The organism is Actinorectispora metalli (assembly GCF_056323685.1).
Window position 1 is genome coordinate 3,994,770 of the sequence record NZ_JBREYE010000001.1, and the last position, 25,382, is coordinate 4,020,151.

A 25,382-nucleotide genomic window follows, 5' to 3' on the forward strand; every position below is an offset into this window, starting at 1 on the left:
GCGGCATCCTAAGTGCCTAGAACTCCAGGTCCATCGGCAGTTGGCGGACGTCCTCCAGGTACGGGTCGAGTTCGCCGATCTCGAAGCGGCACATGCCGATGGCGTGCCAGAACTGGCCCCCGACGTCGCCTTCGAACTTGTACTTGCCCTCGTCGTTGACCGCGCCCCAGCCCTCGGGGAGGCCGATCAGCGTCATGCGCGGGGTCGCCGCGCCGTCCTCGATTCGCCAGACCCGGGAGGTGCCGTCGTCGCTGCCGCTGGCGAGCATGGTGCCGTCGGGGGAGAAGGCCAGCGACCAGATGCTGCGGCTGTGGCCGGTCAGGGTCTGTAGCCGCCTGCCGGACTGGGTGTCCCACAGGCGGACCACCAGGTCGTCGCCCGCGGTGGCGAGCAGGCGGCCGTCGGGGTGGAAGGCCAGCGTCCACAGCCGCTGCGAGTGCCTGGTGAGTTCGTGCAGGGTGTGGCCGGTCTCGGCGTCCCAGATGCGGACCGTGCTGTCCCAGGACGCGCTGGCCAGCACGCCGTCCCCGAACGCCACCGCGTAGACGCGGTCGGTGTGGCCGCGCAGGGTCCGCAGCAGCTTGCCGCTCGCCGCGTCGAAGAGCCGCACCGCCGAGTCGTCGCAGCCGGTCGCGATCACCGAGCCGTCGGGGACGAAGGCGATGGAGCGGACCCGGCCCCGGTGCTCGCCCAGCACGTGCACCTGCCTGCCGGTGGAGCGGTACCAGATCCGGACGGTGTCGTCGTCGTTGGCGGTGGCGATCTCCTCGCCCGACGGGCTGAACGCCAGCGCCCAGATCGGGGAGGACTCCACGTTGAGGTGCCGTTCGTACAGGCCGGTGGTCACGTCGAGCAGGTTCACCCTGCCGTCGTTGCTGACCGTGGCCAGCCGGGTGCCGACCGGGGAGAACAGCGCCGCCTCCTGGGCCAGCAGGCGGTCGTCGGCGCCCGCGAGCGCCTGGATCTGCTTGCCGGTCCTGGGGTTCCACAGCCGGACGACGCCGTCGTTGCCGCTGGTGGCGAGCATGCTGCTGTCGGCGGAGAACGCGACCTGGGTGACCTGTCTGCCGTGACCGGTCAGCACGGTGGTGCACTGACCGGTCTGCGGGTCCCACAGGCGGGTGGAGAACTGGTCGTCGGAGATCGCCAGCTGCTTGCCGTCGGGGCGGAAGGCGAAGGGCCACACCGAACCGGTGTGGCCGGACAGCGCGTGCAGCAGGGCACCCGAGTCGACGTCCCACAGCTGCACGAGGCCCGCGCTGTCGCCGGAGGCGAGCACCGTGCCCTCCGGGTTGAAGGCCACCCAGTAGATCGCGGCGCGGTGACCGCGCAGGACGTTGCGCACGGTGTGCGACTCGGTGTCCCAGATCTGCACGCCGCCGTCGGTGTCGCCGCTGGCCAGGATCGGCTTGCTGGGATGGAACGCCACCGTGTAGACGCGACCGCTGTGGCCGGGGAGGTCGGCAAGCTGGTCGCCGGTGGCGGCGTCCCACAGCCGCAGCGCGCCCGCCCGGCCGCCGGAGGCCAGCACAGTGCCCGCGGAGTTCACCGCGACCCGGTACACCGCTCCCGGCGCGCCCCGCAGCTCGCCGGTCAGGGCACCGGTGTCGGCGTTCCACAGCAGCACACTGCCGTCGGCGTAGGTGGCCGCGAGCCTGCTGCCGTAGGTGACCACGCTGTAGACCAGGCCGCGGTCGGCGGTCATCGTGCGGCGCAATTCGCCGCCGGGCAGGTCCCACTGTCGCAGCACGCCCTCGGCGTCACCGGTGATCAGCATGTTCTTGGCGCGGTCGATGTGCAGCGGCCACGGCCATCGGGCGTGCTGGCCGAGGATGGCGAGTTCCCGGCCCGAACTGGCGTCCCAGATCCGCGCGTTGCCGTCGGAGGAACCGGTGACCAGCACGTCTTCGGCGAAGGCGACGGCGAACACGCGGCCGCGGTGGCCCTGGAGGGTCCGCAGCGGCCTGCCGGTCGCCACATCGCAGACCAGCACGCCGCCGTCGTCGCTGCCGATCGCGATCGTGCCGCCGTCGGGGCTGTAGTCCAGCACCTGGGGCAGCCTGCCCATCTCGGCGTGGAAGCCGTGCCGCACGCCGATGGCGGCGGGGGAGAACTCGGTGTCCACCGGCCTGCCGGGGGCGATGGCCGCGGTGCGCAGCTCGGTGGCTTCGGGCAGCCCGGACGGGTCGATCACCGCGGCCCGCGCCCAGCGGCTGCCCTCGAGGCGGGCGCCCGCGAGGTCCACCCTGGCGAGTTTCGCCCCGGTCAGGTCCGCGCCGCGCAGGTCGGCGCCTCGCAGCGTGGCCTGGTCGAGGCGGGCCCCCGCCAGGCGGGTCTCGCGCAGCACCGCGCCGCTGAGGTTCGTGCCGATCAACCGCGCACCGGTCAGATCCGCCCTGGTGAGGTCCACATTGGACAGGTCGCGGAAGGAGAGGTCCTCGCCCTTGAGCACCGCCTCCCGCAGATCCACCCAGCTGGGGATGCGCAGTCGGGTGCTGACCTTGATCGCGTTGCCGCGGGAGGTGTCGTCGGCCTCGGGATCGGTCAGCACCCGCTCCGTCCACGCCTGCGCGGCCTTGGCCTCGGCCAGGTCGCACAGGAAGTCCACGGTCAGCTGCGACAGCGGACGCTGCTGCAACTCGGGTGGCATCGACACACCCGAGTTGAGCTGGTCCGCGATCACCTCGGCGACCAGCCACTCCGCCACCGAGGAGTGGATGAAGCCGAACAGGCCGTCCTCGTTGCGCACCAGCAGACTGCCCGCGCCCACCGCGTAGGTGGTCTGCTCCGCCGACAGCCTGCCCTCGGTCAGGCCTGACAGGACATCGCCGACCTCGCTGAGCTGGCCAAGGTCGAGATAGGCCTCGCCGGTCTCCCACAGGTGCAGTGCCAGCGTGCTCACCGAGTTCCACAATTCGTCGAGGGTGAGCATCATCGGTGTGCCGGGCCTGCTGCGGGTGCGTTCGGCCTCGAAGTTCAGCCAGGACGACAGGATCTCCCGGTACAGCGCCGCCGCGCTGATCGTGTTGCGGCCCTGCGCCGCGGCGCGAAGCTGGTCGGCGTCCAGGGCGGCGATGAAGCTCAGCATCCGCGGGTTGCGGGACAGGCCGAGCAGGTCCTGGATGTCCTTGATCAGCCGGAACCGCTCCTCGGCCTGTTCCTCGTTGCCCTCGTACAGGTTGACCAGGTACGCCCGGATCTGGTCCGGCGTGAAGTCCTCCACGCCCAGCACCCGCCGCTGCGGCAGCAGCCCCACCCGGTCGCCGAGCGCCGTGGAGACCTGCTTGTTGGACTTGAAGTGCTGGGTGCGGCTCGCGACGATGATCTTGGCTTTGTCGGTGGCGGCCTGCACCAGGGTCTCCAGGTGCGCCGCCGCGCGGTCGTAGGTCAGCCGCGTGACCAGCTCGTCGAAGCCGTCGAAGAGCAACACGATCCGGCCTTCGCGCAGCATGTAGTGGAACGAGCGGAGGTTGATCAGCTCCTCGCCGTGGTTGGCCAGGTGCGCGGCGACCAGACCGGGCACCGAGTGCGCCTTGTCCAAGGCCCGCAGCTCGATCAGGATCGGGATCAGGTGCGGGTGGGACTCGGTGATGCGGCGGGTCGCCTCCCGCAGCACGAACGTCTTGCCGCGCCCGAAGTCGCCGAGCACCAACACGAAGCGCCCGTGGTCGGAGGTGGCCTCGCGGACCAGTTCGGCCGCCAGGTCCTCCCCGAGCGGGCCCTCCGCCCGCACCAGGTCGCGGAACCGCTGCGGCACATACAGATCCGGCGAGTAGCGCGGGTCGTTGCGCAGCCGCATGGTCTGCCAGCCCACGTAGTCCGACAGGTCCAGCAGGCCCTGGAAGTCGGCGAAGCTGCGTACCCGCACCCCGCGCCGCAGCGCCTCCTCCCGCAGCTCACGGCTGGGCGCGGGCCCCTGGTACACCAGTTCCGAGCCGTGGTCGGGCTCGTACCGCAGGAACTCCTCCAGCGCCTCCGCGGTGAGCTCGCCGACGCACACCGCGATCCGCCACTGCGGGTTGAAGCCCTCCTCCTGCTTGGTGATCAGCAGATGCGCCGGATCGGCCTCCACCTTGCGGATCTTGACCTGGTCGTACCGCGTGCGGCACACCTCGGCCACCCGCTCCAGCAGCAGGCTATGCGGGTCGACCATGCGGGTCTGCGCGGGCCCGTCCAGGGCCTGCCGGTCCGCCGTCGGCACCGCCTTGTCCTCGGGTGCGGCGAAGGTGCCGGTGAGCTTGCCGAGGTCATGCTGGATGTTCTCGACCACCGGGTCGCCGCGGTGCGCGTTGTAGCGCTGGATGCCGTCCGGTCCGATCACGATCAGCTCGTCGCGGGCCGGGCCCAGTGCGGGCAGCACCGGCAGTCCCGAACCCAGCACCGCGGCGTGCTCACCGCCGCTGCCCGGCCCGTGCAGCAGCAGGTTCAGCCGGGCGCCCAGCAGCCGGTCGAGGGTGGCGGAGTCCCGCAGCAGCGTCTCGTCGGCGTCGGCGGGCCGCCCGCCGGGCACCGGGTCGTGCCGCAGCACCCCCATCCGCAGCCAGCCCAGCCGCTCGAAGGACCGCAGCCGCTCGGCGAACCACGCGGCCTGCGCGTCGCCCAGCCAGCCGTAGTCGTCGTCGCGGCGGTGCGTCATGGCCATGGTGGAGTTCATGCCCGCCACCACGATCCGCAGGTCCGGCACCGCGAACAGCGTCCAGGGCTGGGCGACGTCGAACACCGGCTCGTCCAGGCCCTGGTAGAGCTCCTCGAACAGCTTCGCGTAGTGCTCCAGCTTCGGGAAGTAGGGCTCCTGCGGCTCCAGGTCGTGTGCCTCGCAGCGCGCGAAGTAGGCCACAGAGGACGGCTTGGACACGTCGTGCCGCCCCGGCACCACGATCAGCCGGTGCGGCTCCAGCCCGAGCAGCACCCGCAGACCGGTGAGGAACCGCAGCGCCTCGTCCAGTTCCCTCGGCTTCGCCGACTCCATCAGGTCACCGGAGACCACCATCAGGTCCGGCTTCGGCGCGCCCGCGTCCACCAGCCGCGTCACGTTGGCCCAGATCCGGGACTGGAGTTCCTTGGCGGTGTAGGGACCGTCCTCGCCCAGCGTGCGCCCGAACCGCGGCCCCGGCACGTGCAGCACCGAGATCGACTCGCGTTTGCCGCCCGCGCTCGCCGCGGGCGGGAACTGCGGCTCCGCCACCGGGGTGCGCCGGGTCCTGGCCGGTTCCCGCGAGGTCCGCTCGCGCGGCATGGGGTCGGGGTCGGCGGGGTCGGTGGGGAAACCGGGGGCGATCGAGGGCTTGGCGCGGCCCGCCAGCGCCTGCCGCATCCGGAACAGCAGGGTCTGCGCTGCCTCGTCCGGGTCGGCGATGTCCAGCAGGTCCAGCCACGTGATGGTGGCCAGCAGCCCCTCCAGCGGCGCGTCCCCGACCCGGACGGTGATCAGCTTGCCCGGGTCGGTGCGCAGCGTCGCCTGCCACTCCATGGTGCCGTAGCGGGAGTTCAGGTAGTTGTGCGTCAGCACCGCCACCACCACCCGCGACTCGCGGACCCCGCGGTCCATGAAGTCGATGAAGTCGGTGCCCGGCACGAAGTCCCACGCCTGGATCAGCGTGCGGTAGCCCGCCGCCTCCAACTGCCACGCCACCCACGTCGCCCAGCGCTCATCGGCGGGCGAATAGCTGATGAAGAAATCGATGGGTGTGCCGTTACCCCGCTGCTGGTCCCCTCGCCACGTCACACCGCACAGTATTCCGGGTGGAGCAACCTGCGGTAACCGTATAACCACCAGTTGTTGCCTGGTCGGGATTGGCATTGAGATCATGCGCGGGTGCCCAGTCCCGCTCTCGCCCGCCGACGCTTGCCCCGGCCCGCTCCGCTGGACTGGATTCGGTTCGGTCTGCTCGCCGCCGGTCTGCTGTTCGTCGCGACCGGTCTGCTGCCCGCGGCGGAGGCCGAGGACAACCTGCGCCGCATCGCCCCGCTGCTGCTGTTCCTGGGCAGCGTGATCGTGCTGGCGCAACTGGCCAAGCAGGCGAAGGTCTTCGATGTGATCGCCACCCGGCTGGCGATCATCGGCGGCGGCAACTACGTGGCGCTGTTCCTGCTGTGCGTGTTGTTCGCCTCCGTCACCACGATATTTCTGAATCTTGACACCACCGCGGTGCTGATCACGCCGGTCCTGTTGGCGTTGGCCCCCCGCGCGGGCATCGCCGCGGTGCCGCTGGCGATGTGCACGATCTGGCTGGCCAACACCGCGAGCCTGCTGCTCCCGGTGTCCAACCTGACCAACCTGCTGGCCGCCGACCGCGTCGCGTTGGCGGCGTCCTCGTTCGCGTACCGCATGCTGCTGCCCCAGCTGGGCGCCATCGCCGCGACCATGCTGTTCCTGTGGATCTTCTACTGGCGTCGCGCCGAACGCGGGCGGGACCGCTACGACCCGCCCGCCCCGCTGAAGCTGACCGATCCCGGCGAGCGCACCCTGTTCTGGGTGGCGGGCGCGGCCTGCCTGCTGTTCATCGCCGCGATCCCGGTGGTGGGCGAGGCCATCGGCTACGCCGCCCTGATCGCGGCCGCGGTGGTGGTGCTCGCCTTCGCCGTGGTGGACCGCTCCCACCTGCGCCTGAGTCTGATCCCGTGGCAGCTTCTGGTGCTGGTCACCGGGCTGTTCCTGGTGGTGCCCACGCTCAGCCGCTTCGGGCTGTCCGAGGTGATGACCGCGTTGGTCGGCACCGACAACGGCGTGGTCGGCTCCTATCGGGCCGCCGTCGCGGGCGCGGGCCTGTCCAACGCGGTGAACAACCTGCCCGCCTACACCGCGGGCGAGTCGGTGATCCCCGCCGAGAACCGGGTCCAACTGCTGGCGCTGCTCATCGGCACCAACGTCGGCCCCATCGTCACCCCGTGGGCGTCACTGGCCACCCTGCTGTGCCTGGAGTCCTGCCGCCACCACGGCGTGGTCATCGGCCTGCGCAAGTTCATGCTCACCGGCCTGGGCCTCGCCGTGGTCGCGCTCGCCGCCTCCGTCGGTCTTCTGCTGTTGCAGTACTAGCCTGCGGGCGGCCCGCCGGGACCAACAGGCGGGACGGGCGGCACCGGCGGTTGGTTCGCGGTTTGGGGATTCGTGGGGTCGGGTTTGCGCAGCGCGCCCCGGACGCGGGTTTCCATGTTCTGCGCCCACGGGGTCGAGCGGGCCTGATCGACCATCTTCCGGCCGGAGTCGAGCGCACGGGCGGTCCGCTCGGATTCCATGACCCGCTGCGTCGCGGACCTCAGTTGGCCCGCCGTCCGCTGGGCCAGCACCATCGCCTGCTGCGATGCCTGCCGTAGCTGCTCGAGCAGGCTCCGCGGCACCACCTCGGTGTTGGTCCACCGGTCATGCCAGCAGGACTTGCCGTAGGGCGTCTGTCGGTGCGGGATGCAGGCGATCAACGAGAGGACGAGCAGCGCGAAACTGAGCAGGAACAGCAGGACGTCCAGGTGCAGGATCGCCGCGATGAAGAAGACCCAGGCGAACCCGGGGACCAGCACCGTCAGGAAGGTCCGGCCCGCCGCCTGGCCGAACCGGAGCCGCGGCTTCTGCGGGTCGCGTGGTGTGGCGGGCACGACGGCCAGCGACAGCATCGTCTTGCCCAGGGTGCGCCCCACCAACAGGTTCAGCGTCAGGTCGTACACCGCCACCAGCAGCACCTGGACCGCCACCGTGCCCGCCGTGAACAGCACGATCGTGCCCCACAGGGCGCCTGCTTCGTCCCCCGCGCCTTCCGCGATCCCTTCCCAGCCACCGAACAGCAGGCTGGAGAAGCTGTCTCCCGCGAAGAACGCGGTGTGTTTGACCGACGCGTGCTTCGCTTGCACAGCGGTCAGAAACCACAGGGGTGCGCTGGCCGCTATGACGATTCCCCAGTCGATCAGGCGGGCCAGCCATCGGCTGCCGCCGCCTGCCTGTTCGGTCTGAATGGGACCTGCATTCGGAAAGACCGCCGGGCCGTTTCCATAGCCGGGATAGGACAAGACCGCGCCCCTCTCGCTCCCTCAATCCGCCTCACAGCAGCCCAGATAAGTCCAAGGTCGGATTTGTCTGCTTCGAGGCCCCCTGTCCAGGGAAGCTACCAGTACCGGAACGCGCCGGGGGCTTCTCGCCGTGTTTCACTCGATCGGATCGCCCGCAGGCTCGAATGATCGTCGCGGTCGCGCATTCGTGATCCATTTCTGGAGGTCGCGGTGGCGGAACTGCACGGCGATACCCGAGAGCCTGATCAGCCCGGCGGCATAGGCCCAGTCCAAGAATTCCGCGGGATCGCGGGGCAGTCGGTTGTCGCGAGCCGCCAAACGCACCGTCAGGGCATATCGCGGCCACGGCGAGTCCGCCCGAATGAACAGCCCGCCCGCCAACCCGCCCGGCAGCCCGAGCACGAGTGCGGCCTTGAGGCCGACCACCGGGTCGCCCCAGGTGGTGGTCCACAGTCCGATCATCGTCGCGGTGAGCACGACGCAGGCGGAGACGACCGCCCGGTCGTAGACGAAAACCTCGCGGATCACCCGGCTCGGGCGGTCCGTCACCACCGGCCTGCCCGCCTGCATGACCAGGAAGATGAACCCGAGGTAGCAGACGATGAAGGTGATGACCCCGACCACCGCCCCGGCTTCCAGGCCGAAGATGACCGCCGCGAACAGCGCCCCGACCAGACCCGCCTTGACCTCCCTGCGGCGAAACCCCACGCGGATCTGTTGAAGCTCCAGGCGCAGCAGCCTCGACCGCGTCCGCAGTCCAAAGGCGAAGGCCGCGAGACCGAAGCCTCCCCCGATGGCGACGAGGACCCAGACGAACGGCCAGCCGACCTCTGGTGAGGCGGCGCGATAGGTCAGCAGGTAGAGCACGGCCACCCCGAGCAGCGGGAGTGCGGTGAGCGTGCTGTAGATCCCGGCGGTGACGAAGCGGAGGAAGCCCGCGCGTGGCGCGCTTCGCCACAGCTCGTGCAGGTGCAGGTCGACGGGGGAGGAGCCGTGCGCACCCATCCATCGGAGATGCTCGCCCAAGGTGACCAGCCAGCGGGAGACGTCCTCCGGCTGGTAGTGGCTGCCGTCCGGTCTGCCGTGGTGGGCGGTGACGGCGGGGATGAACCGGGAGAACAGGCGCTCCTCCAGCTCGTCCGCGGAGAGGTCCAGCAGCTCATCGGGTTGCGGCCCGTCGGGATCGCGGTAGCTGTTGACCGCGAGATAAAGCCGCAGTGGGGAGGTGAGGCAGGTCGCCAGTGGTCCGGTCGGGTCGTCCTCGATCGCCCTGATGACTCCGGCCCAGCGCAGCGGATGACCCTGGTCCGTGGTTTGGCCCCGGAAGCGGTGCACCAGCCACCCGGTGGCCTGGTCCACGGTCAGCGGTTGGGTGATCACCGCGGTGGCGTCCTCCAGCACCCCGGTGGTCGGGGACGGGCCGTCCCGCAGCTCCCAGTACCGCGCCGTCCGGGCGACCAGCACCAGCGGGGGCAGCACCCCGCCGCCAGGGAGGTTGAGGGCGGCCAGCAGCGCACGAGCACGGTGCGGCACGACTTCGTGTCCCCCCTGCCGGTTCCTGTCCGGTTCCGGGTCCATCTCGTCCAGACCGTCGAGGATGGGCAGTACCCACCCCCGCTCGACCAGCGTGCGAGCCACCGGGCGCGCGACTCCGTACACGGTGGCCAACTGGTCGGCGATCCACCGCTGAAGCTGGGCCCTGACGGCCTTGGGCGGACCCCAGCCGGGCAGGAACGCGGGCAGGCTCAGCCGCACCGGAATCCGACCCACCCCGCCCCGGTCCCTGTCCGCGGCGTCCACTTCGGTGTCCACGTCTTTGACCAGGTCCAGCAGTAGCTGGATGGCCAGGATCGTCTTTCCCGACCCCGGTTCGCCGAGCAGGACCAACCGGCCGCGCTCCAAACCGCGGTAGTACTCGGCGATGCGGGTCAGCGTCCCTTCGCCGGGCCCGCCGTCGGTTCGCCACCGCAGGTCCGCCGCGTCCGGTTGGGCGAAGCCGACATCAGCGGGCCGCGGGTCGCCGCTGTCCCCCAGAAGCTGCTGCCGTGCGACGGACTCCGCCTCGGCGACGTCGAGGGCCAGTTTCAGGGCGGCCGTGCGCAGGGACTTCGACCGCGCTCGGCGCCTGGCGGCGAGGGGTCGGACCACCGTGATCCACGCCACGAGGATGCCGAACAGTGCGCCGACAATCGAGGCGATCTGGTCGCCCTCGTCCAACCAGCCCATGCTTCTGACCATCCCAGAATCGCCAATCGAATGACGTCGGCAGCGGAAAACCAGAAGCTCGACCGTCCGGGCCAATCATGTCGATTCGATGGCCGCGACAAAGCCGACACCGCTCTCGGTTGCCGGAAGACAACCCTAACGGCGCACAGGTGATTTCCTGTTCAAATACTTTGTGGACGAGTCACAGGCCGGTGACGTGGATGGCGCCCGCGGAGCGCACCGCGGCGAGCAGGTCGTCGATCACCTCGGGGCGGCCCGCGACGTAATTGCGCTCGGCGTCGGTGAGGTCGAGGTTGCCGTCGAAGGGGTTGCCGTCGAAGTCGCGCACCTCGATGCCTGCCTCCACCGCCAGCAGCAGGCCCGCGGGCAGGTCGACGCCCTCGGCGCGGTAGCCGACGAAGCCGTCGATGTCGCCGCGCGCCAACAGCACCCAGGACAGCAGCGGCGCCCACAGTTGCAGCAGCCGCCGCGAGCGGGACTCCAGCGCCACCCGCAGTCCCAGCGCGGTCTTCGCCGCCTCGGGGTCGCCGATCACCGCATGGCCCTGCGTCCAGGCCAGCACCGGCGGCCGGGTGCCCGCGGAGCGGCGCCGCAGCGGACCCCGGGTGCCCTGGCCGCGCACCGCCGACCAGGTCTGACCGGCCACCGGGTCGTGCACCACCCCGACCACCGGCAGCCCGCCGTCGCACAGCGCGATGCCGACGACGTAGGTGTTCAGGCCGATCGCGACGTTGTTGGTGCCATCCAGCGGGTCGACCAGCCACGTCCATTCGGCGTCCGCGCCCGCCCGCACGCCGGACTCCTCGGCGATGATGCGATGCTCGGGGTATTCGGCGCCCAGCCGCGCCACGATCAGTTCCTCGGCGGCCACGTCCAGCTTGGTGACCAGATCACCGTTGCTGCCCTTGCTGCGGATGCCGAGGTCGGCGTCCGCACCGGCGCGGAGCAGCAGCCCCGCCTCCTCCGCGGCCCGGACCGCCAGCCCGCGAGCCCTGTCGAGATCCACCGCTGTCTTCTGGGCCCGCATAACGTCGCTCCCTATCTCGCGCCAACACCCGCGAGCCGCCGGGTGGCCACCCTGGCAGCGTAGGCGGTTTCCGCCGGTGTGCAGCGCTGTCGCCGCACCCGGTGGCTTTTGGTGGTGTGCGGGTTCCCCAGCGACAGGTCCAGGATGCCTGGCCTGCCCACCCCGAGTGCCACGGTCGCGGCCTCGCCCCGCACGTCGGTGGCGTGGAAAATCCCGGCGGGCAGCGAGTACACCTCGCCCGAGTCGACCTGCTCCGACTCGGCGAGCACGCAGTTCACCAGCCGCGGCGTGCTCCGCAACTCGTCCACGTCGCCGACGCTGTGCACCTCGAAAAGCCGGTACGGGGCGTCGGGCGCGTCCGTCACGTGCAGCAGATCGTTGCGCAACTGTCCATAGAGGACATAACTGATCAGGTCCCAGCTGTGTGCGTGCACCGTCGAGGTGGTGGGCGTCGCGGTGTGCAACTCCTCGCTCCACACGTGCACGCACAGCCCGGTGTCCTCGGTGCGCTCCACCGGCAGGCAGATGAAGCCCAGCGGGTGCCGCAGCGCGGTCAGGGTGGTTTCGCCCCTGCCGACCTCGGTCAGCGTGCGATTGGCCCAGTGCGGGATCTCATCGGAGGCCCTGCCCTCGGCGATGGCGTGCTGGATGAGGTCGTAGTCCATGTCAGTACGGGTTCTTCGCTTTGAGCGCCTTGCGGATCACGTCGCCGACATCGCGGTCGGTGAACGCCCGGGGCAGGTCCACGCCGAGCCCGGTGAACAGCGCACGCACCTCGTCCACCGTCGGCTCGTCGGACAGCGGCAGGTCCCGCACCTTGTCCACCTGCACCGGCCGGGCCTGGTGGAAGCTCGCGACCAATTCGCGGCTGTAGGCGCGGTAGAACGGCCTGCCCTTCTCGAACATCAGCGCCGGGCCGGAGGGGTCCTCCTGCGTCATGATCAGGCGCTGCGAGGACATGTCCCAGCGGAAAGTGGTCATCGTGGCGGACAGGCCGACCTCGATGGACAGGAACGTGAAGCGCTGTCGGTACCAGCAGGCGGCCAGCACGGTGGCATAGGCCTCCTTGCGGGTGCGCTCCGGGGTCCACGTCTCGCCGGTGCCGTCGGGCCCTGGCGTGAGCGAATGCCGGAACTGGGCGTACTCCGCGCAGAGCGCGGCGTTGGTGGGATCGATGATCTCCAGTTGCATGCGCAGCGGACGCCGTTCCCGCCGTGCGTTTTCGACGCATTCACGAAGCGTCACCGCTCTAAGGTAGGTGCCGGTGCCGCCCTTGAACACCCACTGATCGGTCTCCCGGCGTGCCTCCGCATGTTCCTGTCCCACTTCGACACCGGAAAGCACTCGAACGGCGGCAGCGTCCGCCAGTGCTTTGGCCGCCTGCTTGCGGTCCCGCAGCAGGGTGGCCGCCAGCAGCGCGAGGACCAGCAGGATCGCCGAGCTCAGCGTCTGGTCGTTGACGCCCTTGACTTCCAGCACCGCGAGGAGGCCGACCGTCACGGCGACCGTGAGCGCCAAGACGACCTCGGCGTTCCCCCGCAGCCAGCGCACAAACCGTGTCATTGGCCGATCTCCTTACCGAGTGCGACCGATCGTATCCACCCCGGTCGTTTTGCCTGGTCGATTTTCGGTAACTAGCCGAGGCTGCCCAGGAACAGCGGATTGCGATCGCTGTGCGGGCCGATCAGCAGTTCCTCGTGCGGGTCACAGGGAATGAGCCCTTCGGCCTCCCACGCCGTGCGCACCTCGGCGGGCGGCTCGCCGATCCACAGCCCGTCCGGCGCGGTGATCGGCGCGGGCTGCCCTGCGCGCGGCAGGATCACCAGCCGCGCCAGGTAGTTCTGCCGGTCGGATGGGCGCAGGCTCTCACTGGCGGCGTCCACAGCGGACAGTTGTCGGCGCAGCCTGGCCAACCAGGCCTGGTGGTCGATCATCGCGCGCCGATACTCGGCCTGGGTCGGCCCGAGGTCGCTGGGGAGGTCGTAGAGCAGCATCCGCCGGAACACGTGCGGCTCGCCCAGCAGCACGGTGCGGAACAACGCGGTGTCGATCTCGTCGCGCAGTCGCTGCCACTCCGGGTCGGTGCACCAGCGGGTGGTGAGCTGCACCAGCCACACCCGTTCGGCGCCCGCCGCCTCGGTCGCACGCTCCCGCCAGGCCGCCAGGTCAGACATCGGCCATCACCTCCCCGACGATGTCGAGCAGTTCGTGTTCCTGCGCCTTGCGCGGGCCGAGCACGGTGGGCCCGCCGGTGTTGCGGGACAACACCACCGCCTCCCCGCTGCCGCGGTCGGACAGTGCGAACCGCGCCTGCTGCAACGCGCCCGCGAGCAACGCGTCCGGCAGTCGCGTCACCAGCAGCTTCGCCTGGTCGGGGTGATTGAGCAGCAGCCGCACCACGCAGGCCAGCGCGACCGAACCGGGACGCTCGGACAGCGAGTACAGCGGCAGGCCCCCGGTGTCGGTGTAGCGCGCGAACGCCGCCATGGTCACATTGCCCAGGCTTGGCATGGTCGGCGCCGCCGTCAGCGCCTCGGCCATCCAGTGCAGAGCCGACTCGGCATCGGGCAGGCAGTCGTGGGTGGCGAACATGGACAGCCTGGTGCGCAGCCTGCGCCGCGACACCGCGTAGTCGGGGTGCTTCTCGAAGCCCTCCGGCGGAACGAATCGGCGGTTGCGCAGCCCCGCGATGACCGTCGCCGCCAGTTCCATGCTGACCGAGGTGAGGCCGCCGCACTCGGCCATCAGCGGGCTGTCGCCGATGCGGCGCTCGATGGTGCTCAGCACGCAGTCACCGTGCCAGTAGTTGCCGTAGAACTTCTCGCCGGTGACCACCTCGCACAGGATGTAGAGGCCGTTGCCGACGTGGCTGCTGCCGAACTCGCACATGGCATACATCCACACCAGCGCCGCCTTGGGGTCGCTGAACCCGTAGGGCCAGGGGTCCTGCGGGGTGCGGAAGAACCCGGGCGGGTCGGGGTCGACGAAGCGCACGATGCGGTGCCGACCCTGGTACAGCGCGCCGATCAGCTGGAGCATGCTGCTGTCGTCGGGGTGGCGCTGGAGCTTTTCGTGCGCGCACTGCTGTTCCCAGGCGATCACCCGGCAGATCTGCCCCAGCGCCACCGCCGCGGGCAGTTCGTCGCGGCGCCGGTCCGGGAAGGTCAGCGACGCTAGCCGCCAACTGGCGTGTAAAGACCCTTGCAGCAGCGGGGGAACGGCGGAGCGCACGGCATCGCCCGCCAGGTTCTCGAACAGCACCGAGCGGCCAACCCGGTTGAGCAGGTGGGTGAGCAGCGCCAGCCGCCAGCGCGCCTGGTCGGCGGTGCGGTCCTGCTCGTGGCCCGCCACGACCTCCGAGATCCTGGCCACCAACTCGGCGACGTCGTTGCGGTCGATGCAGTACTCGATCTCGTCCTGCAGGTCGGTCAGCGGACCCAGCGCCGCCAGGTCGGGCCGGTCACCGGATTTCGCCGCCCGCTGCAGCCGCTTGGTCGCCAGCCTGCGCAACAGGGCCGCCCGCCCCGCCGCGGTGCGCAGCCGCATCAGCACCACCAGCGTGTCGATGCCGAACCCCAGTTGCAGCACACACAGCATCGCGCCCAGCGAGGTGGCGGGCGCGCTGTCCAGCACATCCCCGACCGCGGCCAACAGGATGCCGCTGACGGCGGCGGCCAGCCAGGATGTCGCCGCGATCGCCGCGATCAGGTCGCCGAAGGAGGGCCAGCGCGTCTGCTGCGAGGTGGTGACGGCGAAGACGATGGTCAAGGCGGTGATCAACGCGGCGAACAGGCCAAGCCCGACGTCCCACACCACATCGGCCTTGCCCGGGTCGACGGCGTGCTCGGAGCGCCCCAGCACGATGCCGCCCGCCACTGCCAGCAGGATCAACACGATCCTGGCCATCTGCCGCGGGTTCAGGCTCAGGTAGCGCCGTCGCGTCGACTCGGACTCGGTGGTTTCCCCCGGCTCGGTCTCCGGCAGCCCGTTGCGCACGGACTCGGACGATAGTCGATCAACCCGCGGGCGAGTCCGGACGCGCCTACATGCGGATTCGCCCACGGTGGCCGGTCAGTCCCGCAGCAGGCTCAGCCGCACCTTGCGCACCGGGTTGTCCACGTTGGTGTCGACCAGGCAGATCGACTGCCAGGTGCCCAGCATGAGCCTGCCGCCGATTACCGGGACCGTGGCGAACGGCGGGATCAGCGCGGGCAGCACATGGTCCCGGCCGTGCCCGGGGGAGCCGTGCCGGTGCCGCCACCGGTCGTCCGAGGGCAGCAGGTCCCGCAACGCGGCCAGCAGATCGTCGTCGCTGCCCGCCCCGGTCTCCAGGATCGCCAACCCAGCCGTGGCATGCGGCACGAACACATGCAGCAGCCCGTCGCCGCCCGCGGACCCGACAAAGCGTTCACATTCGGCGGTCAGATCGTGGACGACCTCACGCGCGCCGGTGTGGATCTCCAATTCCCGACTCAACACAGGCACCACCGTACAAACAACGGAAGGCTCGATTCGTGCGGCGCGGAACTACCCGATAAGGTGACAAGTCGTGTCGGATCGGCAAGTTCCACCTGATCACACGGTACGCGATCACCCGACGGTACCGGTGCAGGACGTGCGGCCCAATCACACGGCGCTCCTGCCGCATGTGAGCCCCGAGCACGCGCACCCCTTCGAGGTCCGCAGGCCACCCCAGCTACCGGCCTACCACCACGCGCCGCCGCGCCAAACGCGCCGCACGGGCGGTTGGGTCAGCTACCTGCTCTACGCCCTCGGCCTGTTCCTGGTCGCCGTCATCGCGGGCCTGATCTGGCTGATCGCGGGCTCCGAGCAACACGCGGGCGAGCCGATCCCCAAGCCCGCCGCCAAGGACTTCGCCAAGGTCGACAAGCAGCAAACGGCCAACTGCGCCGCCAACGCCTACGACGACGTGGCCAGGTTCTTCCAGCAGCACCCCTGCACCGACCTCACCCGTGCCCTCTACACCACGCAGACCGAGGACGGCACCCAGATCGTGGTCAGCGTCGCGATCGTGACGATGCACACCGAAGACGAGGCCAAACAACTCCGCACCCTGGCCGACACCGACAACACCGGCAACGTCAACGACCTGCTGAGGGAAGGCAGGCGAGTACCCGGCGGACCCGACCGCCTCACCGACGCGGGCTACGCGTCCAAACACGACGGAACAAAGGTCACCATCGTGGAGTCGGACTTCTTCGACGACCGCCACAAGGACCCCAGCCTGCTCAGGCGAATCAGCAACGACGCCCTGAACGCGAACCTCGGCTGACATCATCCCGTCGGTGCGACATTCCTGTCTGCTCGTCAGGTCCGTTCAACTGTTCGCCATCAAATGAAGTAGCCGCCGGCGGGCTTCCCAAAGTGGTGCTGTCGTACGGACCCTCGAAGCCATCCGCCGGCACACCAACCCCGCACGCCAAACGCCGCCCGTAACCCCGGGCAGGTCAAACGCGGCCCGCAACCTCGGCAGGCCAAACGCGGCAAACCAACCCCGCACGCCGAACACGGCACGCAACCTCGGCACACCAACACCCACACGCCAAACGCGGCACACAACGCCGGCAGGTCAAACGCGGAACGCAACCCCGCCAGGCCAAGCGCGGTCCGCAGACCTCCGCACGCCAACGCGGCCCGCAAACCCCTGCCCGCCAGGCCCGGCAGGCCAACCCGGCACGCCGACATTGAGCAATCCCCGAAGCCGCCCACCTCGGTGGCTAGGCTGAATTCGGGGGCGCCTGCGCCCGAAAACGCCCTGCGTCGACATCATGCGCCCCCGGGGGAACATCATGATCGCGCGGGGCGACATCATGCGGCCTCGGGGAGAGGGCCCTGCCGCTCAGGTGGGGGATTTTCCGGGGAATGGCACCGTCGAGGGATTGATGCCCGCGTTCGCGCGCCAGCGGGTCGCGCGGACCGCACTCGAGGTGAGGGCGTCCAGCGCCGTCGTGCGCAGGCCCGCGTCGTCGGTGTGCTCCAGCACCGAGCGCCACGCCGCGGCGGTGTCCGACTCCGCCGTGACCAGCAGCTCCAGCGCCGACGCCCGGTCGGTCACCGGTTTGGGCGGCTGGTACGAGGGCTGCGCCGACACCGGCGTGGCGCCCGCGTCCCGCAGCAGCCGGTCCGCCGCGTCCCGGCGCGCCCGGTGCGCGGCCAGTCCGGCCGCCACCGCCGCGTCCGAGGACGCGGGCAGGAACGCGCTCGCCAGCCCGTACGCCCAGTCCGCCGCGTGCTCCGCGCCCAGCGCCACCTGCATGGCGGGCACCGCGTCCGAGGGCACCGAGACGGCCGAGGTCACGACACCACCTCCTGCAACGAGGCGCAGCCCGCCGCGATCGAGCCGACCAACGCCGCGCGGTGCCGGGGCAGCCCAGGCACCAGCTTCGCCGCGGCCTGCTCCGAGGACCGCAACGCCGCGGTAAGCGCGCTCACCGCCGCCCGCTGGCCGCTCGGCCGCGGCGGCGCCGACGGCGCGGGCGCGGGACTTTCCGACCGCCGCGGCGCCACCCGGACCAACTCCGCCGACAGCGCGTCGGCATGCGCCTTGCGGTCGCGGGCCACCTGATCCGCGCGGCCCGCCAGATCCGCGAAACCGCCCGCGATCGTCTCCGCCAGCGCGGCGTCGGACAACGCCGCGGAGTGCAGCGCCTCCAACGGGTCGGGCGGCTCGGGCGCGTTGTCGAACAGACCGCAGCCTGCCAAGGGCAGCGCGGCCGCCAGCGCCGCGGCACCGGCCAGCACGGTGCGCCGGTTTGCACGAGTCGGGGTCACAGGGAGTCATCTTGCCGGCCGCTGAGCGCAGAAGTTGCGCCGCCGACACCTCACGGATGCGATCAATGGCGTACCGGTGCCCTCGGGAGGAGATACTCTGGGCGACCACGACCGGCGGGGCGCAACGCCGGTCGTCGTCGTGCCGTCCCCCAACGACGGCACCGGGTCGACAGCTAGGGAGAGCAAGATCATGTCCAGCGAAGCCGCCGAGCTGACCAAGCGGCTGGAGCCGACCGTGTCCAAGGCCGTCGAGGACGCGGGCTTCGACCTGGACCAGCTCGAAGTCACCCTGGCCGGCCGCAAGCGACGGATCAAGGTCGTTGTCGACGCCGACGACGGAATCGGCCTGGACGAGGTGGCCGAAGCCAGTAGGGCCGTCTCGACCGCGCTGGACAACTGCGATGATCTACTCGGCGGTCCGTACACCCTGGAGGTCACCTCCCCGGGTGTGGACCGCCCGCTGACCAAGCTGGGCCACTGGCGGCGCGCCAGGCTCCGGCTGGTCAAGGTTCGCCGCACCGACGGTTCCGAGTTGCTCGGAAGGGTCGGCGACGCGGATGCTGACGGCGTGGTGTTGCTCGTGGACGGGTCACTGCGTCGGCTGGCCTTCACCGAGGTCGCCAACGCCATGGTGGAGGTGGAGTTCCGACAGCCGCCGGTGGCCGACCTGAAGCTGCTCGGCAGCGGAACGAACCAGAGCACCAACCCCGTCCAGAGTGGACGCGAAGCGAAGGAGGAGTCGAAATGAACGTGGACATCGCCGCGCTTCGTGCAATCGAGCGGGACAAGGACATCCCCTTCGACACCGTGCTGGAGGCCATCGAGACCGCGCTGCTCACGGCCTACAAGCACACCGAGGGCCACTACCCGCACGCCAGGGTCGAGGTGGACCGCAAGTCCGGCTACGTGCGGGTGCTCGCCCAGGAGATCGGCCAGGACGGCAACGTCGAGCAGGAGTGGGACGACACCCCGGAGGGCTTCGGCCGCATCGCGGCCACCACCGCCCGCCAGGTCATCCTGCAACGGCTTCGGGACGCCGAGCACGAGCGCACCTTCGGCGAGTTCTCCGCCAAAGAGGGCGAGATCATCGCCGGTGTCGTGCAGCGTGACGCCCGCGCCAACTCGCGCGGCATGGTGATCGTCAAGGTCGGCGACACCGAGGGCGTGCTGCCGCCCGCCGAGCAGGTGCCGGGGGAGAACTACAACCACGGCGAGCGGATCAAGTGCTACGTGGTCGGCGTGTCCCGCGGCGCCCGCGGGCCGCAGATCACCCTCTCGCGCACCCACCCCAACCTGGTGCGCAGGCTGTTCGCGCTGGAGGTGCCGGAGATCGCCGACGGCACCGTGGAGATCGCCGCGGTGGCCCGCGAGGCAGGCCACCGGTCCAAGATCGCGGTGCGGTCGACGGTCTCCGGGGTCAACCCCAAGGGCGCCTGCATCGGGCCGATGGGGGCCAGGGTGCGCAACGTCATGAGCGAACTGTCCGGCGAGAAGATCGACATCATCGACTTCTCCGAGGACCCGGCCACCTTCGTCGGGAATGCGCTCTCGCCCGCGAAGGTTGTATCGGTACGGGTGGTCGACGAGCGCGCGAAGACCGCACGGGTGATCGTGCCGGACTTCCAGCTGTCGCTGGCCATCGGCAAGGAAGGCCAGAACGCACGGCTCGCCGCCAGGCTCACCGGCTGGCGGATCGACATCCGCAGCGATGCCGATCCGGTCCCCGCCGCGGGTGCATCGGAAGGCGGAGCACCCGTGAGTTCGGCTGAGTGAACCGAACGCGTTAGACTTTCAGTGGCGGAACGTAAGGCAACGGTGTCGGCACGTCGAAGTCCCATCAGGACATGCGTCGGATGCCGGGGTCGGGCGTCCGCCTCTGAGCTGCTGCGCGTGGTGATCGTGGATGCGTTACTCGTCCCCGATCCCCGACGCAGGCATCCCGGGCGGGGAGCATGGATCCACCCTGAGCTGGAGTGTCTGCACGCGGCGCAGCGGCGGCGAGCGTTTCCCCGAGCCTTCCGGGTACCGGGTCCGCTCGATGCCGCGGCCGTGCGGGAGCACCTCGAAGCGCAGCCGGAGCACACGTCCGGTGCGGGAAAGTCCCGCGCCAGGCAAACCAAGGAAGCAGGTCGACCCGTCATGAGTCAGCCGTGAAGCTGAAGACATGAACGCGCGACATTAGACGAGGTCGACGGGCCAAGCAGCCTGGCGGCCTCATCAGATGAGGAGTGCAGTGCCAGGTAAGGCCCGCGTGCACGAGCTCGCCAAAGAGCTCGGTGTCACGAGTAAGGAAGTACTTCAAAAGCTCGCCGATCAGGGCGAATACGTAAAGTCCGCGTCCTCCACCGTCGAGGCACCCGTCGCGCGGCGGCTTCGCGACGCCTACACCAAGGGCTCTCCGGCCAAGGGTGGCGGCGCTCCGAAGCCCGGTTCCGCGAAGCCGGGTCCGCCCGCGGTCAAGCCAGGGCCGCCGAAGAAGGCACCCGCGCCTGCTCCCGCAGCCGCCGCGGAGCCCGCTCCGGCCCCGGCGCCCGCTCCCGCGAAGCCGGTGGAGAAGACCGAGGACAGGCAGGCTCAGCAGCCTGCGCGGCCGAAGGTGGAGAACCCGGTGTTCAAGCCGGGCCCCCGTACGCCCGCTCCCAAGCCCGCGGGTGAGCGCCAGATCGAGAAGCCCGCGGCGGCCGCCGCGGACGCCTCGGCTCCGGCCAAGCCCCAGGGCGGCTCCAAGCCGCACGGTGCCAAGCCGCAGGGCCCCCGGCCCGGCGGATCTGCTGTCGTGCCACCCAAGCCGCAGGGCCCCAAGCCCGGTCCGCGTGGACCGCGCGTGGGCAACAACCCCTTCGGTGTCGGTGGCGGCGCCCCGGCGGGTCGTCCGTCGGGTCCGCGTCCCGGCCCCGGTGAGCGGCCGCCGCGCGGTGACCGCCCGGACCGTCCCGAGCGGGCGGACCGCGGTGACCGTCCCGACCGCGGACCTCGCGGTGACCGGCAGGCAGGACCCCGTCCCGGCGGCGACCGCGCGGACCGCGGGCCCCGTCCCGGTCCTGGCTCGATGCCGCCGAGGCCCAACCCCGGCATGATGCCGCCCCGGCCGCAGCCCAGCGGTCGTCCCGGCGGTGGCCCGGGTGGCGGCGGTGGCGGTCGCGGCCCAGGTGGTGGCGGCGGTGGCCGTCCCGGTGGCGGTGGCGGTGGTTTCCGCGGCGGCGGTGGCGGTGGCGGCGGCTTCCGCCCAGGTGGCGGTGGCGGCGGCGGTGGCTTCCGTCCCGGTGGCGGTGGCGGAGCGCCCGGTGGCGCCCCCGGCGGCGGTTTCCGGCCTGGTGGCGGCGGTGGCCGTCCCGGTTCCGGCGGTGGCCGTGGCGGTGCCGCGGGTGCCTTCGGCCGTCCGGGCGGACCGTCCCGCAAGGGCCGCAAGTCCAAGCGCCAGAAGCGCCAGGAATTCGACAACATGCAGGCGCCGTCGGTCGGCGGCGTCCGGCTGCCCCGCGGCAACGGCGAGAGCATCCGCCTGCCGCGCGGCGCCTCGCTGACCGACTTCGCCGACAAGATCAACGCCAACCCGGCAGCACTGGTGCAGGCGTTGTTCCACCTCGGCGAGATGGTCACGGCCACCCAGTCGGTCTCGGACGAGATCCTGGAGCTGCTCGGCTCGGAGATGAACTACAACGTCCTGGTCGTCAGCCCCGAGGACGAGGACCGCGAGCTGCTGGAGAGCTTCGACATCACCTACGGCGAGAACGCCGGTGGCGAGGAGGAACTCGCCTCCCGGCCGCCGGTGGTGACCGTCATGGGTCACGTCGACCACGGTAAGACCCGACTGCTGGACACGATCCGCAACGCCAACGTGCACGAGCGCGAGGCGGGCGGCATCACCCAGCACATCGGCGCCTACCAGGTGGAGACCTCGCTGGACGGCAACGAGCGGCTGATCACCTTCATCGACACCCCGGGTCACGAGGCGTTCACCGCCATGCGTGCCCGCGGTGCCAAGTCGACCGACATCGCGGTGCTGGTCGTCGCGGCCGACGACGGCGTGATGCCGCAGACGGTCGAGGCGATCAACCACGCCCAGGCGGCGAGCGTGCCGATCGTGGTCGCGGTGAACAAGATCGACAAGGAGGGGGCCAACCCCGCCAAGATCCGCCAGCAGCTCACCGAGTACAACCTCATCGCCGAGGAGTACGGCGGCGACACGATGTTCGTTGACATCTCCGCTCGGGAGAACATCAACATCGAGGCGCTGCTGGAGGCGATCCTGCTGACCGCGGACGCCGCATTGGACCTGCGGGCGAACCCGGCCATGGAGGCGCAGGGTGTGGCCATCGAGGCGCACCTGGACCGCGGCCGTGGCCCGGTGGCGACCGTGCTGGTGCAGCGCGGCACGCTGCGGGTCGGCGACTCGGTGGTCGCGGGCGATGCCTACGGCCGCGTGCGCCGCATGGTGGACGAGCACGGCGAGGACGTCATCGAGGCGTTCCCGTCGCGGCCCGTGCAGGTCATCGGCTTCACGTCGGTGCCGGGTGCGGGTGACACCTTCCTGGTCGTCGACGAGGACCGGGTGGCACGGCAGATCGCCGACCGCCGCCGGGCCCGCGAGCGCAACGCCGAACTGGCCTCGCGCCGCAAGCGCGTCAGCTTGGAGGACCTGGACTCCGCGCTGAAGGAGACCAGCCAGCTCGCGCTGATCATCAAGGGTGACAACTCCGGTACCGTCGAGGCACTGGAAGACGCCCTGATGAAGCTCGACGTCGGCGAAGAGGTCGAGCTGCGCGTGATCCACCGCGGCGTCGGTGGCATCACCGAGGGCGACATCAACCTCGCCATCGCGGACAACACCCTGGTCCTGGGCTTCAACGTCCGGGCAGAGGGCAAGGCGACCGAACTCGCCAACCGCGAAGGCGTCGAGGTGCGCTACTACTCGGTGATCTACCAGGCCATCGAGGAGATCGAGCAGGCGCTCAAGGGCATGCTCAAGCCGGAGTTCGAGGAGGTCGCCCTCGGCCGCGCCGAGATCCGCGACGTGTTCAAGTCCTCGAAGGTCGGCACCATCGCCGGTTGCCTGGTGATGAGCGGCGAGATCAAGCGGAACTCCAAGGCTCGCCTGCTGCGCGACAACGTCGTGGTGGCGGAGAACCTGACGGTGGGCACGCTGCGCCGCTTCAAGGACGACGTGACCGAGGTCCGCGAGGGCTTCGAATGCGGTCTGACCTTGGGCAACTACGGCGACCTCAAGGTGGACGACGTCATCGAGACCTACGAGATGCGGGAGAAGCCCCGCAACTAGCGGTCCGAGCTTCCCGGGGAGCCGCAACGGCTCCCCGGGAAGCCGCACGTCCCCACCAGGTGGCCCTTCCCGAATGATCCGGTGATGCTGTGTATGTGGGTGCGCTCGAACTGGACGTGCTCCTAGGCGACGTCCATTCGCTGAAGCAGAAGCGGTCCGTGGTGCGGCCGGTGATCGCCGAGTTGCGCCGCCGCTTCGAGGTGGCGGTCGCCGAGGCGGGTCACCTGGACCTGCACCGCAGAGCGCTGATCGGCGTCGCGGCGGTCGCCGCCGACGCCCGCCACGTCCGCGAGGTCCTGGAGGCCTGCGAACGCCTGGTGGCGGGCCGCCCGGAGCTGGAACTCCTCTCCGCTTACCACCGCCTACTGGGCCCCGACGACGAATAATCCCCGATCTAGTGTCCTAAACAGGTGCATAACGCCGTTATCTCCGGGTTTTAGGACGCTAAGCGGGAGGAGTAGAAGGAGAATGCCGTGGCTGATCCGGCCCGCGCGAAGAGGTTGGCCAAGCGGATCGCCAAGATCGTGGCGTCCACGCTGGAGTTCGAGGTCAAGGACCCTCGGCTGGCGATGGTGACGATCACCGACGCGAAGTTGACCGCCGACCTTCGGGACGCCACCGTGTACTACACCGTGTTCGGCGGCGACGCCGACCAAGCGGGCACCGCCGCGGCGCTGGAGAGCGCCAAGGGGGTGCTGCGGTCCAAGGTCGGGCAGCACACCGGGATCAAGTTCACCCCGACGCTGACCTTCATCACCGACACGGTGCCCGACAACGCCCGGCAGTTGGACGAGTTGCTGGCCAAGGCGCGGCAGTCCGATGCCGAGGTGGCTCGGCTCGCGGCGGGCGCCAAGCACGCCGGGGACGCCGATCCGTACCGCCAGGACAAGGATGACGACGAGGCGGAATAGCGGCGGTCCTGCTATGTGCTTCCGCTAACAGTGCTGCCCAAAGGGTGGCCCTTCTGCGACTCTTGTACCGGATCGAGTGGTGGAGGTATGCGTGCACGCGACGGCTGATACCGACCTCGATCAGGCGGCGGCGCTGTTGGCCGCGGCCGAGGACGTCACGCTGATCGCTCACGTCAACCCCGATGCCGACGCCCTGGGCAGCGCGCTGGCGCTGGGCATCGCGCTCCAGCGCCGCGGCGCCTCGGTGCGGGTGTCCTCCGGCGGCCCCGGCGCGCCCGCGGACTCGCTGCGGGAGCTGGATTCCACCGGCCTGCTGGTGCTTCCCGAACAGGTGCCGTCCGCGCCTCGGATGCTGGTCGCACTGGACACCGCGAGCCAGGCCCGGCTCGGCGTGCTCGCCGACCGGGTGCCTGCCACGGTCGCGGCGGGGGGCAAGGTGCTGGTGGTGGACCACCATGTGTCCAACACCCGCTTCGGCACGCACAACCTGCTCGACACCGCCGCCGAGGCCACCGCGGTGATCGTGCTGCGGCTGCTGGACACCCTCGGCGCAACCGTCGACGAGGTGATCGCCCGCTGCCTCTACGCCGGGCTGCTCACCGACACCTGCTCGTTCCGCTTCGCCCAGCCCTCCACCCACCTGCTGGCCGCGCGTCTGCTCGGCCTGGGTGTCGACGCGGCCTCGGAGTCCCGCTCGCTGATGAACAGCAGGCCGTTCGGCTGGCTGGGGATGCTGTCGCGGGTGCTGGGCCGGGCCCGGCTTGAGCCCGCCGCGGCGCAGGGCTGCGGCCTGGTGTTCACCGCCATCCACACCGAGGACACGGCCGATGTGCGCAGCGAGGACTTGGAGAGCGTGATCGACGTGGTGCGCACGACCGCCGAGGCCGATGTGGCCGCGGTGCTCAAACAGGCGGGACCGGACCGCTGGGCGGTGTCGCTGCGCTCGGCGGGCCGGGTGGACGTCGGCCGCGCCGCCGCCCAACTCGGCGGCGGCGGGCACCGCCTCGCCGCGGGTTTCACCTACGACGGCCCCGAGGCCGCGGTCGTGGCCGATCTGCGCCGAGCCCTCGCCACGGCGCCGCTCATTCCGCACGAGGGGCTTTAGCGACCGGAGTTCGGAGCACCACCGGACTGCTCTTGGTGGCGAACC

At 70.5% G+C, this 25,382-nt stretch carries 20 protein-coding genes; 9 read left to right on the plus strand and 11 right to left on the minus strand.

What is annotated here, in order from left to right; all coding sequences use genetic code 11:
- Positions 1 to 16: 16 nt before the first annotated feature.
- Positions 17 to 5,725, minus strand: coding sequence for a WD40 domain-containing protein (locus tag ACU6XJ_RS18810; protein ID WP_476313112.1), 5,709 nt, complete (start codon positions 5,723 to 5,725; stop codon positions 17 to 19).
- 90 nt (positions 5,726 to 5,815) lie between these two features.
- Here ACU6XJ_RS18810 and ACU6XJ_RS18815 point away from each other — a divergent pair, with 90 nt between their 5' ends.
- Complete coding sequence (locus ACU6XJ_RS18815) at positions 5,816 to 7,036, plus strand: ArsB/NhaD family transporter (protein WP_476313115.1); 1,221 nt, start codon at positions 5,816 to 5,818, stop codon at positions 7,034 to 7,036.
- On the opposite strand, the gene ACU6XJ_RS18820 is transcribed toward ACU6XJ_RS18815, so the two are convergent.
- The 8 genes from ACU6XJ_RS18820 to ACU6XJ_RS18855 form a co-directional block, all read right to left on the minus strand.
- Positions 7,033 to 7,998 (minus strand): RDD family protein, encoded by a 966-nt coding sequence (locus ACU6XJ_RS18820; RefSeq protein ID WP_476313118.1) that lies wholly within the window; start codon positions 7,996 to 7,998, stop codon positions 7,033 to 7,035. The genes ACU6XJ_RS18815 and ACU6XJ_RS18820 overlap by 4 nt on opposite strands.
- Before the next feature lie 135 nt (positions 7,999 to 8,133).
- The gene (locus ACU6XJ_RS18825) at positions 8,134 to 10,224 is read right to left on the minus strand and encodes a hypothetical protein (protein WP_476313121.1); all 2,091 of its coding nucleotides are present in this window, start codon (positions 10,222 to 10,224) and stop codon (positions 8,134 to 8,136) included.
- 181 nt (positions 10,225 to 10,405) lie between these two features.
- A complete protein-coding gene (locus ACU6XJ_RS18830; RefSeq protein ID WP_476313123.1) occupies positions 10,406 to 11,251 on the minus strand; it encodes an inositol monophosphatase family protein in 846 nt (281 codons plus the stop codon).
- An 11-nt stretch (positions 11,252 to 11,262) separates the two neighbouring features.
- Positions 11,263 to 11,916 (minus strand): hypothetical protein, encoded by a 654-nt coding sequence (locus tag ACU6XJ_RS18835; protein ID WP_476313126.1) that lies wholly within the window; start codon positions 11,914 to 11,916, stop codon positions 11,263 to 11,265.
- Position 11,917: 1 nt separating this feature from the next.
- Positions 11,918 to 12,814 (minus strand): hypothetical protein, encoded by an 897-nt coding sequence (locus ACU6XJ_RS18840; protein WP_476313128.1) that lies wholly within the window; start codon positions 12,812 to 12,814, stop codon positions 11,918 to 11,920.
- A 71-nt stretch (positions 12,815 to 12,885) separates the two neighbouring features.
- Entirely contained in the window at positions 12,886 to 13,425 is a 540-nt protein-coding gene (locus tag ACU6XJ_RS18845; RefSeq protein WP_476313130.1) for a hypothetical protein, read from the minus strand.
- The gene (locus ACU6XJ_RS18850) at positions 13,418 to 15,247 is read right to left on the minus strand and encodes a hypothetical protein (protein ID WP_476313133.1); all 1,830 of its coding nucleotides are present in this window, start codon (positions 15,245 to 15,247) and stop codon (positions 13,418 to 13,420) included. Before ACU6XJ_RS18850 ends, ACU6XJ_RS18845 begins: the two co-directional genes overlap by 8 nt.
- Positions 15,248 to 15,322: 75 nt before the next feature.
- On the minus strand, positions 15,323 to 15,730 hold the full coding sequence (locus ACU6XJ_RS18855) for a secondary thiamine-phosphate synthase enzyme YjbQ (protein WP_476313136.1): 408 nt from the start codon (positions 15,728 to 15,730) through the stop codon (positions 15,323 to 15,325).
- A gap of 136 nt (positions 15,731 to 15,866) precedes the next feature.
- Between ACU6XJ_RS18855 and ACU6XJ_RS18860 the strand changes: the two genes are divergently transcribed.
- Positions 15,867 to 16,544, plus strand: a complete 678-nt coding sequence (locus ACU6XJ_RS18860) for a hypothetical protein (protein WP_476313138.1) — start codon at positions 15,867 to 15,869, stop codon at positions 16,542 to 16,544.
- 567 nt (positions 16,545 to 17,111) lie between these two features.
- On the opposite strand, the gene ACU6XJ_RS18865 is transcribed toward ACU6XJ_RS18860, so the two are convergent.
- Together ACU6XJ_RS18865 and ACU6XJ_RS18870 are read right to left on the minus strand one after the other, a co-directional pair.
- The gene (locus tag ACU6XJ_RS18865; RefSeq protein WP_476313140.1) at positions 17,112 to 17,570 is read right to left on the minus strand and encodes a ferritin-like domain-containing protein; all 459 of its coding nucleotides are present in this window, start codon (positions 17,568 to 17,570) and stop codon (positions 17,112 to 17,114) included.
- Positions 17,567 to 18,043 (minus strand): hypothetical protein, encoded by a 477-nt coding sequence (locus ACU6XJ_RS18870; RefSeq protein ID WP_476313143.1) that lies wholly within the window; start codon positions 18,041 to 18,043, stop codon positions 17,567 to 17,569. Before ACU6XJ_RS18870 ends, ACU6XJ_RS18865 begins: the two co-directional genes overlap by 4 nt.
- A 187-nt stretch (positions 18,044 to 18,230) precedes the next feature.
- On the opposite strand from ACU6XJ_RS18870, the gene rimP reads away from it, so the two are divergent.
- The 7 genes from rimP (at position 18,231) to ACU6XJ_RS18905 (ending at position 25,337) form a co-directional block, all read left to right on the plus strand.
- Positions 18,231 to 18,791 (plus strand): ribosome maturation factor RimP, encoded by a 561-nt coding sequence (gene rimP / locus ACU6XJ_RS18875; RefSeq protein ID WP_476314088.1) that lies wholly within the window; start codon positions 18,231 to 18,233, stop codon positions 18,789 to 18,791.
- Positions 18,788 to 19,816 carry a transcription termination factor NusA gene (nusA, locus tag ACU6XJ_RS18880; protein WP_476313145.1) on the plus strand — a complete coding sequence of 343 codons (1,029 nt, stop codon included), beginning with the start codon at positions 18,788 to 18,790 and terminating at the stop codon, positions 19,814 to 19,816. Before rimP ends, nusA begins: the two co-directional genes overlap by 4 nt.
- Before the next feature lie 126 nt (positions 19,817 to 19,942).
- Complete coding sequence (locus tag ACU6XJ_RS18885; RefSeq protein WP_476314090.1) at positions 19,943 to 20,197, plus strand: DUF448 domain-containing protein; 255 nt, start codon at positions 19,943 to 19,945, stop codon at positions 20,195 to 20,197.
- Positions 20,198 to 20,276: 79 nt separating this feature from the next.
- Entirely contained in the window at positions 20,277 to 23,321 is a 3,045-nt protein-coding gene (infB, locus tag ACU6XJ_RS18890) for a translation initiation factor IF-2 (protein WP_476313148.1), read from the plus strand.
- Between the two features lie 89 nt (positions 23,322 to 23,410).
- The gene (locus ACU6XJ_RS18895) at positions 23,411 to 23,707 is read left to right on the plus strand and encodes a DUF503 domain-containing protein (protein ID WP_476313151.1); all 297 of its coding nucleotides are present in this window, start codon (positions 23,411 to 23,413) and stop codon (positions 23,705 to 23,707) included.
- A gap of 87 nt (positions 23,708 to 23,794) precedes the next feature.
- Complete coding sequence (gene rbfA / locus ACU6XJ_RS18900) at positions 23,795 to 24,232, plus strand: 30S ribosome-binding factor RbfA (RefSeq protein ID WP_476313154.1); 438 nt, start codon at positions 23,795 to 23,797, stop codon at positions 24,230 to 24,232.
- A gap of 91 nt (positions 24,233 to 24,323) precedes the next feature.
- Positions 24,324 to 25,337: a DHH family phosphoesterase gene (locus ACU6XJ_RS18905; protein ID WP_476313156.1), complete on the plus strand. Its 1,014-nt coding sequence runs from the start codon at positions 24,324 to 24,326 to the stop codon at positions 25,335 to 25,337.
- Positions 25,338 to 25,382 lie beyond the last annotated feature (45 nt).